This is a genomic window from Pseudomonas sp. C8002, from assembly GCF_013385765.1.
GTDB lineage: Bacteria > Pseudomonadota > Gammaproteobacteria > Pseudomonadales > Pseudomonadaceae > Aquipseudomonas.
Map to the genome: position 1 here is coordinate 1 of NZ_JACAPJ010000047.1, position 10,450 is coordinate 10,450.

Genomic DNA, 10,450 nt, shown 5'->3' on the forward strand with positions numbered 1-10,450 from the left:
GAGTGGTGGGGCAAGAGCGTTTTGCTTACTTTTGCGCTTTTCAAAAGTGAGCCGCTGTAAGAGCGGAACCGATATCAGCCATAACCGAAGAAACGGATATGTACTCAATCAACCCCGACCCACCTCAACATCCCTCCCCGAAGCCCCAATCCTGCGCAACAAAGGCAACACCTCCGCCCCCACATGAATCGACTCTTCCAGATGCGGAAACCCCGAGAGAATAAAGCTGTCCACCCCAAGCTGGTGATACTCCTCGATCCGCTCCGCCACCCGCTCATAACTCCCCACCAGCGCGGTCCCGGCCCCGCCCCGTACCAGGCCCACACCGGCCCAGAGGTTGGCCGAAACCTCCAGCTCCCGCGCTCCACGCCCACGGCCTTTCATCAACTCGGTCTGGCGGCTCTGCCCCACCGATTCATACTTGGCCATCTGCCGCTGCGCCTGGTCAATGGCGTCCTTGGGTATCTCCTCCAACAGCCGCTCCACATGCGCCCAGGCCGCCTCGTCAGTGCGATCGGCAAAGATGTGCAAGCGCAACCCAAAGCGCAACGTCCGCCCCTGCATCGCGGCCAACTCACGCATCCGCAGCACCCGCTCGGCAATCATCGCCGGCGGCTCACACCACATCAGGTACGTCTGCCCATGGGCAGCCCCCACCTGCTCGGCAGCCTCGGAGGCACCCCCAAAATAGATCGCCGGCACCTCGGCCCCAGGCGCCACCGGCGTGTTGATCCCACTGCGGTAGTAGCGCCCCGGATGCGCCGGCTGCTTGCCAGCCCACACCGCCTGGAACACCTGCAAAAACTCCGCAGTACGCGCATAACGCTCATCGTGTTCGAGAAAGTCCCCCAACGAACGCTGCTCAAAACGGCTGGACCCCGTCACCACATGCAACGCCAGGCGATTCTCGCTGAGCAATTGCAAGGTCGCCGCACGGTGGGCGGTATAGGCCGGCAGCTCCATGCCTGGTCGCAACGTCAGGAGGAATTTAAGCCGCCGAACCTCCTGGGCCAGCACCGCGGTAATCAGCCACGGATCCTCGAAACCGCTGGCGGTGGGCACCATGATCCCGTCGAACCCGGCCTGTTCGGTAGCCCGCACGATCTGGCGCAGGTAATCGAGGGTGGGGGCACGTTCGCCTTGCTGGAACAGCCCGACCTTGGGCAGGCCGCTGCTGGTGAGGTGGCGACCGTCGCCATTGGTGGGCAGGAACCAGTCGAGCTGGATCGGGGGGCGAACCTCAGTGTTCATGGTGCAGGCGCTCCTTGCGCAGGCCGTGTTGAAAAAGCAGCGGCAGGATCTGTTCACCAAAGCGCAGCACTTCGCCGACCGCCGGGCCGCCTTGCAGGATGATGTGGCCAAGGCCCAGGCCGTGCAGTTCCTGCAGGCGCGTGGCGATTTGGCGGGGCGTGCCCACCAGGATCAACGGTTGGCCAGGGTGCAGTTGCAGCAGGTTCGGGTGGATCTCCCACTGGCGCAACGGGTGACGGTCGCGGGGCACGGTGGCGATGCGGTGGTTGGGCAGGTCCTGGGTCGGCAGCAGGGCGGCGGCGGTTTCCCAGGCCAGGTCCTCGCTGTCGCCGATGACCAGGCCGAAGGTACAGGCGAAAGCCAGGCCCGGCTGAAGCTGGCGCCAGCGTTGTATTTCCTGGGCCAGCCACTGCGGATGCCCAGGCCGCAACAGGCAGACCTGGGCGTGGCCAGCCACCAGCGCGTGGCTTTGGCTGTCGTCCAGCACCAGTGGCGGCGCGGGCAGTTCGCGGCGGGCGACGCCGGCGTTTTCCAGTTGGAAATAGCGGCCTTGATAATCCAGGCCGCCGTCATTCGGTGCCAGCAGTTGTTGGAGAATCTCCAGGTATTCGCCGATGCGTTCGCTGCGCTGGTCGCGGTTCAGCCATTCGCCAAACGCACTGCGCAGGCTGCCTTGTTCGCCGTCGGGCAAGTGCAGGCGCACCCGGTGGCTGCTGATCGATTGCAGGCTTTGCAGGGTGGTGGCCAGGGCCGCCGGCAGCATGACTTCCGGCGGTACGCTCACCGACAATTGCACCCGTCGGGTGTGGGCGCATAACGCCGCCGCCACCCCGAGGCTGTCGGCACACAGCGCGCCGCCGGGGATCCACAGGCCGTCGATGCCGGCGTATTCCACCGCCTGGGCCAGCTGGATCCACTGCCCCGGCCGCGCCGCCCAGTCGGGGGTACAGAGGGGCATCAACCAACTGAATTCAAGGGGCATACACGGGCTCCATAGTTTGGCATCAGCATCACGCGTCGTCGTAGCAGCTGTCGAGCCCCGGCGAGGCTGCGTTCGCGGTGTATCTGACACACCGCTACGCAGCCTCGTTTCACTCGACAGCTGCTACGGGAGCTGACGCTTTCAGGGCGTTTGATCATCCTACTCTCGTCCTCGCCATCCGAGGACCGGGGCGATGTCCCGGGCGATGATTTCCAGGCGCTTGAGGATCTGCGCCTGGGTCGAGCTTTCGGCCTGGACCACGGCGATCACGTAGTCAGCATAGGGCAGCAGGGACGGGTCCTGTTGCAGGCTGGCGATCACTTCGTCGGGATGGCCGTGGTGCACGTTCATCAGGCGCAGGTGCTCCTGCAGGTCCACGGCTTGATCGATCAGGCCTTCGCGTTGCAGGCGCGGGATGTGGCGCTCGATATCCACCGCCAGTTCCGCTTGGGCACCGGCGCGATCCGCTGCCGGGAAAATTGCCCGCACCACGCCGATTCTCGGTGGGCGATCGGTGCGGGTCCAGGCATTCAAGTAGGCATCGGCCAGGGGTTTTTGCACCGTCAGCGGATCGTGGGTGGCGGTGCCCAGCAGCAAGCCGTTGCCCTGGCTGGCGGTGTATGCCGCGCCTTCGAGGCTGCCGTGGGAGTGCCACAAGCGGCTGCTCAAGCCGGTTGCTGGCGGTTGCAGGGTCAGCGCGCTGTGGGGCGTCAATGGCTCGCCGTCGAGTAACTGCTGGACCTGCTGCTGGTGGTCGCTGAAATCGACCTGGCGTTGCACGGCATCACGGCCAAACGCGCTGAAATTGTCGAGGTTGGCGCCGCCGCTGCCCAGGCCCAATTGCACCCGGCCGCCGCTGAGGGCATCGAGCACACTGGCGTCTTCCGCCAGGCGGATCGGGTCTTCGAAAGGCAGCACGATCACCCCGGTGCCCAGTTCGATATGCCGGGTTCGCTCGGCCACCGCCGCCAGCAATACCAGCGGCGACGGCAGCCGGCCGAAGCCGTTGCTCAGGTGGTGCTGGGCAATCCAGCCACCGTCGAAACCGAGGGCCTCGGCGACTTCGAATTGTTCGATCAGGTCGCGGTAGACCTGCTGTGGATCGTCGCCAAAGGCGTGGCTGAGAAAGCCCAGTTTGAAGCTCATGTCAGGGTTCCTTGGGGGCAGTGTCGGTTGCCAGCCGAGGGCCGGGGCGATCTGTTCGCGGATGATTTCCAGGGCACGGATCGCCTCCCGCAGCGGGGTGCTGGCGGTCTGTACTTGCAGCACCAGGTGGTCGTTGGCCGTCAGTCTCGGCCCTTGCTGCAACTGCTCGATGATCTGCTCGACCGGGCCGTGCAGGATGCCGAGGCGCCTGAGGGTGGCGTCGAAATCATCATCCACCGGCGCCTTGTACACGCCGATGCTCTGTTGGCGTTGCACGTAGGCCTGGATATCGTTGCGCGTGGCGGCGTCCGGGTTCGGGATCAGCGCCTGTACCCGGGTGACACGGGGCGGGGTGCCGTTGTCACCGGTCCAGGCGTTGCGAAAGCGGTTGACCAGTTCTACCCCGGCTTCGGGCGGCAGGTGCGGGTTGGGCGCCATGATCAGGCCGTGGCCGCGCTCGGCCACCCGTTCCACCCGTGAGGTGGCTTCCCAGATTCGCTGCCCAAGGCCGGCTGCCCGTGGCAACAGGCGCGAGCCGCTGTCGGTCAGGGGGGCGTTGCCCAGGGCATGGATCAACTGTTGCAGGTGCTGCTCATAATCGCGGTGGCGCGCCTCAGGCTCACGACCGAATGCGGTGAACGTGTCGGGATCAAAACCCGCACCCAGGCCCAGCTCCAGCCGGCCATTGCTCAACAGGTCCAGCACCGAGGCGTCTTCCGCCAGGCGCAGCGGCGCTTCCTGGGGCAACACGATAATCCCGGTGCCCAGGCTGATCCGCCGGGTGCGCTGGGCAATGGCGGCAAGCAATACCAGGGGCGAGGGCAGGCGGCCGTTTTCGCTGGCGAAGTGATGCTGCGCCACCCAGCCACTGTCAAAGCCCAGCTCTTCGGCGACCTTGAACAACTCCACGGTGTCGCGGTAGACCTTGGGCTCGAAGCCGGGGCTGTAGACCCGGCTGAGAAACCCCAGGGAAAAACGCGAACTCATGGCTGCACCTCGCGGGCCAGTTGTTTTTGGAGGGCGGGGCCGGCGTTGATCGACTCCGGCAGGCCGCTGAACGGGCTGATGGTCAAGTAACCCTTGTTGAGCCATACCGCCTCATCCTGCTTCTGCTGCTCGGCGGTGGCGGCGGGGCTGTACTGGAAGCCGATGCCGGGTTTGCCCGGCAGTTTGAATTGCTTGAGGTCGTCGGTGTACACCGCTTCAAAACCCACGTAGCTGCCGATGCGGGTGAGTTTCACGCCCTTGATCCGTGGGTCTTTTGGCAGGTTGATATTCAGGCCCAGGCCCTTGGGCAAGAGCGCGCCGTCGGGCTGGCGATGCTGGTCCAGGGCATTGACCAGCTTCGCCACCAGTTGCGCCGCGCGTTGTGGGTCTGCCTCCTTCAAATCGGTGCTGACTGCCAGCGCCGGAATGCCCGCCTGCACCGCGACACTGGCGACGTTGAACGTGCCGGAAGCGCTGTTGATCGCCCCCAGGTTATTCCCGGGGTTGGGGCCGACGATCACCAGGTCGGGGTGGGGCATGACTTTTTTCAGGCCCATCAGCAGGGCCATTACCGGCGTACCGCTGATTTCGATCTGCACGTCTTTGCCGGTGCATTCGGGGCTCTGGCACACGCCGTTTTCAGTGGTGCTGATGTAGTAACTGTCGGGGTAGGCCGGGTCGTCGTCATGGCCAACGGTGACTTCGCGACCAAAGAAAAACGCACCGCCCCGTGCGCTCTGGTCGGCCTGCGGTGCGGCAATCCGCACCGTATGCCCCTGGGCCTTGAGCTCGGTGTACAGGGCGCGAATATTGGGGTGCTGATAACCGTCGTCGTTGCTCAGCAAAATGTTCAGGGCAAAGGCCTTCGAGACGAACAGGCTGCCGACTGCCAGCATCCATGCGCTGCGCTTCATGGTGTGACTCCCTGGGTAAAGCGATTGGCCGGGCGCGGCAGGCCGAGGTTTTCCCGCAGGGTGGTGCCTTCGTATTCGGTGCGGAACAGCCCGCGTTGCTGCAGCAGTGGAATCACCTGCTCGACGAACAGGTCGATGCCGCCCGGGAAGTACGGGAAGAACACGTTAAACCCGTCACAGGCACGGGCTTCGAACCACCGCTCGAAGAAGTCGGCAATGTCTTCGGCGGTGCCGATTATCGGGTTGCCGGCGGTCAGGTGCAGGTACAGCTGGCGGATGCTCAGGTTCTGGCTGCGGGCCAGTTCCAGCAGTTTGTCGCGACGGCTGCCGCGCTGGCCTACCGGGGTTTCCGGCAGCGGGCCGTCGAGGTCGTAGCCCGACAGGTCGATGTCATCGCCCAGGGTGTCGGCCAGGAAGCGCAGGCCCAGCACGGGGTCCACCAGGGCCTGGAACTCTTCGAACAGCGCCTGGGCCTGTTCGCGGGTTTCGCCGATAAACGGGGTGACACCGGGCAGGATCTTGATGTGGTCGGGGTCACGGCCAAAGGCGGCGGCGCGTTGCTTGATGTCTTGATAGAAAGCCTGGGCGCCGGCCAGGTCATGGTTGACCGCAAAAATCAGCTCGGCAACGCGGGCGGCGAGGGCCTTGCCGGGTTCCGACGCACCGGCCTGTACCAGCACCGGATGGCCCTGTGGAGGGCGGGCGACGTTGAGTGGGCCACGTACGGAAAAATGTTCGCCGCGATGATTCAGGGTGTGCAGTTTGGCCGGGTCGAAATACTCCCCGCTGGCCTTGTTGCGGGTGAAGGCGTCGTCGTCCCAGCTGTCCCACAGGCCCTTGACCACGTCGTGGAATTCTTCGGCGCGCTGGTAGCGGTCGCCATGGTCGATATGGGTTTCGCGGCCGAAGTTCCAGGCCTCATCCGAGACCACCGAGGTCACCAGGTTCCAGGCGGCGCGCCCTTTGGACAGATGATCGAGGGAGGCGAACTTGCGGGCGATATGGTACGGCTCGTTGTAGCTGGTGGTGGCGGTGGCGATCAGGCCGATGTTGCTGGTGACGGCTGCCAAAGCGGCCATCAGGGTCAAGGGTTCGAAGTGTTCGGCGCGGGCAGTGCGGCTGAGGGCGTCATGATGATGGCCCCACAGGGCGACCACGTCGGCGACGAACAAGGCGTCGAATTTGCCGCGTTCGGCGGTTTGCGCGATGTGTTTGAAGTGCTCGAAATCCAGGCTGGCATCCGCCTGGGCCAGGGGATGGCGCCAGGCCGATACATGGTGGCCGCTGTTGGCCAGGAAGGCCCCCAGCTTGAGTTGATCGGTACGTCGGGTCATGGACAGGCTCCCGCAAAAGGTCAGGCGCAGGGCCGGCGAACCGGCCCCGCGGGCTGGGTCAGAAGGCGTACGTCACGCCGGTGTACCAATAGCCACCGGTGGTGCCGTAAGGCGAAAAGGTACCGTACGGGAAGCCGCCGGAACTGCTTACCAGGTCGGTGCGTTTCGGGTACTTGTTGAACAGGTTGTTGGCCCCCGCATTCAGGGTCACGGCCTTGGTCAGGTGGTAGTCGATGTTCAGGTCGGTGATCCAGGTCGGCGCGAAGTTGCGGTCGTAGATCTCGGCGGTGCCGTACTCGGTGTAGGAGCCGTAGCGGGTCAGGTTGAGGCTGGTTTCAACCTTGTCGTAGGTCCAGGTGGTGCCCAGCAGCAGCTTGGATTGCGGCAAGCCGTACTTGAGGTTGCCCTGGCGCTGGCGGTCATAGCCACCGTCCGGGCCGAGGGCCTGGGCAGCCACGGTCGAGGCGTGGATCGAGTCGATCTGGGTGGTGTTCCAGTTGAAGCCGGCGCTGTATTTCAGGCTGCCATAGGCACCGATGTCCTGGCGGTAGTCGCCCACCAGGTCGACGCCGCGGGTGGTGGTGTCGAGGGCGTTGGTGAAGTAGGTCACCGCCTGGTTCGGGTTGAGCCCGGCGGCGGCGAGGATCGCGCTGATTTGCGGCGTGCCGCCCAGGTAACCGGTCTGGGCGATGCGGTCCTTGATCACGATCTGGTAGGCATCCAGAGTGATGTTGGTGTTGTCAGTGGGTTGCAGGGTCAGCCCGATGCTGTAGTTGGTCGACTTTTCAGGCTTGAGGGTGGTCGCGCCCAGGGCCTTGGCCACATCGGAGTTCACCGCCACGTTGCGGTAGTCGAACAGTTGCCCGTTGACGCTGGTTTGCGAGGTGGAGCTGTAGATCTGCTGGGCCAGGGACGGTGCGCGGAACCCGGTGCTGACGGTGCCGCGCAAGGCCAGGATCGGGGTCAGCTGGTAGCGGGTGGAGAACTTGCCGTTGGTGGTGGTGCCCGAGCCGTCGTTGTAGTGCTCGTAGCGCCCGGCCAGGTCCACATGCCATTTGTCGGTGAGGTCCTGGCCGATCTCGCCGTAGCCCGCGAGGCTGATGCGGCTTTTTTCGGCGGCGTCGGCCGGGGTGGTACCGGCACCGGAAATGGTCCCGGGTGGAATGATCGCGCCGTTGGCACCGGTGTCGAACGGCCCGCTGGCGTAGGAGGCGAGGTCACCCTTGCCGATCTTGTAGTCTTCGTAGCGCTGTTCCAGGCCCCAGGAAATCTGCGTCGGCTTGTACAGGCCGAGGTCGAAGGCGCGGGTCAGGTCGAGGTTGTTGGTCCACTGGCTGAAGGTTTTTACGCCGGTGTCGACCGAGGTCGGTGAATTCGGGCCGTAGCTCAGGTTGTAGGTGTCGGTGAGGGTGGCCCGGGCATGGTCCTGGCCGTAGGTGCTCGACAGGTCATAGTCCCAGCCGGCGGCCTGGCCCTTGCCGCCAAACGCCACCTGGAAGTCGTCTTCGATGAAGCGCAGGTTGTCTTCGATACCTTCCGGGTACGGGGTCTGGATGCCGTTGAACGACGGCGGCTGGTGGAATGCCAGGGGCTTTTCCGAGTTGCGGTGGGTGTAGGTCGAGAACGAGTACAGGGTCAGCGCGTCGGCGACCGGCAGCTCGGCGTTGTAGCCGAGGCTGAAGTTCTTCGCCTCGGGCAAGCCGGTGCCGTAGTAGGTGTGCCGTTGGCTGGTGTTGCCGGCACTGTCGGTGTACGGCGCCGCATCGGAACGGTCCGAGACGTCCTGTTTCTTCACGTCCAGGGCGAGGTTGATGAAACCGTCGTTGGGCAGGGCCAGGCCGACATTGCCGGTTTGACGCACGGTTTCGCCGTCGCCGTTTTCATAGTTCTGGCCGTAGGTGGTGGACAAGCTGCCGCCGTGGTCGGTTTGCTTGAGCACGATGTTGATCACGCCGCCGATGGCGTCCGACCCGTATTGCGCCGAGGCGCCGTCACGCAGCACTTCGATGTGATCCACCAGGGCGGTGGGGATCATGTCCAGGTCCACCGGTTGCGAGCCGGAGTTGAGGGAGGTGGCGTTGTTCAGCAGCGCGCTGTTGTGGCGGCGCTTGCCGTTGACCAGCACCAGCACCTGGTCGCCGTTCAAGCCGCGCAGGCTGATGGGGCGCACGATCGAGGTCGAACCGAAGCCCGACGAGGCCGGCTGGTTGAGGGACGGCAGCACCTTGCTCAAGGCACGGGTCAGGTCGCCCTGGCCGGTGGCGAGCAACTGCTTGGAAGAAATCACGTCCACCGGCGCCGGGCTGTCGGCCAGGGTGCGGGCCTGGCCACGGTTGCCGATGACCACGACGGTGTCCAGGGGGTTATCGCTGGCCGGGGCGTCGGCGGCGAGGGTCAGGCTGCTGTAGCTGACGGCCTCGCACACGGCGAGGAACAACAGGGTATGGGCGAAAGCCTTGCCGGGTTGGCGGCGGCCTGCGGCGCGTGATGGATTCATGATGTGCAACACTCCAGTGTGGTTAGGCAACGGGCCTTGTTCGAGGACGGCTTGTTAAGTTCAAGCTCTGGTGGAGGCAGGAGAGCAAAGGCTGTGCCATCGCTGAAAAGTCTTGGATAACAAGGAGTTGTTGGAGGGTTTGCGGGGCGGCTGGTGTTTTTCTAACAGGCGGGAGGGCAGGGTGTTGGTTTTTGTGCAGGGGATTTTTTCGCGAAGCTGCTAGCGTACGCTGGGCCGGGGGAGCGCCTCCTTGGCACACCCCTTGCTCTCCCCACGCCATACCTAAACCCAAGGAAGCTTTTCTGTATGCCTAGACCTGGCCCGCGCAACGCCCTCACTGATATTCCCGGCCTGGAGGTTGGCCACGCCACAGACCTGTACGCCGACACCGGCGTCACGGTGATCCGCCCGGATGGTTTCTGGACTGCCAGTATCGACATTCGCGGTGGAGGCCCAGGTGGTCGCGAAACCGCGGCGCTGGAGCCGGAGAACATGGTGGGCCAGCTGCACGCGCTGGTGTTTGCCGGTGGCTCGGTGTTTGGCCTGGCGGCGGCGGATGCGGTGGCGGCGAAGTTGTCCCAGGACCAGGTGGGGTTGCATTTGAAGCCGGGTGCGCCGGCGATTCCTATCGTGCCGGCGGCGGTGTTGCATGATTTGGCGAATGGCGGGGACAAGGATTGGGGCCTGGAGCCACCTTACCGGCGGCTGGGGTTTGAGGCGCTGGCCAATGCCGGTCCGGAGTTTGAGCTGGGCTCTGTCGGGGCCGGGCGTGGGGCCATGGCCGGGGTGCTGAAAGGCGGGCTGGGGACGGCGTCCCTGGATTTGGGCGATGGGTTGGTGGTTGCCGCGTTGGTGGTGGCTAACCCGATTGGTTCGGTCTACATGCCGGATGGCGAGACGTTCTGGGCGTGGCCCTGGGAGGTGGCGGGGGAGTTTGGCGGGGCGCGGCCGGTGACGGAGATGGATTGCAGTGATCCGATGCCGGAGTTGTCGCGGCTGGATTCCATGGGGCGTCTGCAAGCGGGGGCCAATACCACGCTGGTGGTGGTGGCGAGTACGGCGCGGTTGACGGTGGCGGAGTGCAAGCGGGTGGCGATCATGGCGCAGGACGGGATTGCCCGGGCGGTGCGGCCGGCGCATTTGCCGTTTGATGGGGATACGGTTTTTGCGTTGGCTTCGGGGGCAGTGGAGGTGGCGGATGGGCCTCGGCGGCAGGTGGAGATTGGGCGGATTGGGTCGGCGGCGGCTGATTGTGTGGCTCGGTCGATTGCTCGGGGGGTGTTTGCTGCGCGGGGTTAGGGTGGGGTGTATATCCGTTACTCCGCGGGCCGCCGCGACG

General features: G+C 64.9%; 7 protein-coding genes. 1 reads left to right on the top strand and 6 read right to left on the bottom strand.

Annotated features, from left to right (window positions below; translation table 11 throughout):
- Window positions 1-108: 108 nt before the first annotated feature.
- The 6 genes from HX814_RS30595 to HX814_RS30625 all read right to left on the bottom strand — a co-directional run bounded on the left by HX814_RS30595 (window position 109) and on the right by HX814_RS30625 (window position 9,111).
- Window positions 109-1,251 carry an LLM class flavin-dependent oxidoreductase gene (locus HX814_RS30595; protein ID WP_003218626.1) on the bottom strand — a complete coding sequence of 381 codons (1,143 nt, stop codon included), beginning with the start codon at window positions 1,249-1,251 and terminating at the stop codon, window positions 109-111.
- The gene (locus HX814_RS30600; RefSeq protein WP_087695234.1) at window positions 1,241-2,233 is read right to left on the bottom strand and encodes an LLM class flavin-dependent oxidoreductase; all 993 of its coding nucleotides are present in this window, start codon (window positions 2,231-2,233) and stop codon (window positions 1,241-1,243) included. Before HX814_RS30600 ends, HX814_RS30595 begins: the two co-directional genes overlap by 11 nt.
- Before the next feature lie 159 nt (window positions 2,234-2,392).
- Entirely contained in the window at window positions 2,393-4,366 is a 1,974-nt protein-coding gene (locus HX814_RS31605; RefSeq protein WP_256344148.1) for an LLM class flavin-dependent oxidoreductase, read from the bottom strand.
- Window positions 4,363-5,280, bottom strand: a complete 918-nt coding sequence (locus HX814_RS30615; protein WP_177009891.1) for a 5'/3'-nucleotidase SurE — start codon at window positions 5,278-5,280, stop codon at window positions 4,363-4,365. The genes HX814_RS31605 and HX814_RS30615 overlap by 4 nt, the downstream gene beginning before the upstream one ends.
- Window positions 5,277-6,614, bottom strand: a complete 1,338-nt coding sequence (locus HX814_RS30620; protein ID WP_177009892.1) for an LLM class flavin-dependent oxidoreductase — start codon at window positions 6,612-6,614, stop codon at window positions 5,277-5,279. The genes HX814_RS30615 and HX814_RS30620 overlap by 4 nt, the downstream gene beginning before the upstream one ends.
- Window positions 6,615-6,672: 58 nt before the next feature.
- On the bottom strand, window positions 6,673-9,111 hold the full coding sequence (locus HX814_RS30625) for a TonB-dependent siderophore receptor (protein ID WP_003218616.1): 2,439 nt from the start codon (window positions 9,109-9,111) through the stop codon (window positions 6,673-6,675).
- Window positions 9,112-9,417: 306 nt separating this feature from the next.
- On the opposite strand from HX814_RS30625, the gene HX814_RS30630 reads away from it, so the two are divergent.
- Entirely contained in the window at window positions 9,418-10,410 is a 993-nt protein-coding gene (locus HX814_RS30630; protein ID WP_003218615.1) for a P1 family peptidase, read from the top strand.
- Window positions 10,411-10,450 lie beyond the last annotated feature (40 nt).

Coding starts and splice junctions, on each gene's coding strand:
- HX814_RS30595 (WP_003218626.1), bottom strand. CDS start 1,251: ATGAACACTGAGGTTCGCCCCCCGATCCAGCTCGACTGGTTCCTGCCC.
- HX814_RS30615 (WP_177009891.1), bottom strand. CDS start 5,280: ATGAAGCGCAGCGCATGGATGCTGGCAGTCGGCAGCCTGTTCGTCTCG.
- HX814_RS30600 (WP_087695234.1), bottom strand. CDS start 2,233: ATGCCCCTTGAATTCAGTTGGTTGATGCCCCTCTGTACCCCCGACTGG.
- HX814_RS30630 (WP_003218615.1), top strand. CDS start 9,418: ATGCCTAGACCTGGCCCGCGCAACGCCCTCACTGATATTCCCGGCCTG.
- HX814_RS31605 (WP_256344148.1), bottom strand. CDS start 4,366: ATGAGTTCGCGTTTTTCCCTGGGGTTTCTCAGCCGGGTCTACAGCCCC.
- HX814_RS30620 (WP_177009892.1), bottom strand. CDS start 6,614: ATGACCCGACGTACCGATCAACTCAAGCTGGGGGCCTTCCTGGCCAAC.
- HX814_RS30625 (WP_003218616.1), bottom strand. CDS start 9,111: ATGAATCCATCACGCGCCGCAGGCCGCCGCCAACCCGGCAAGGCTTTC.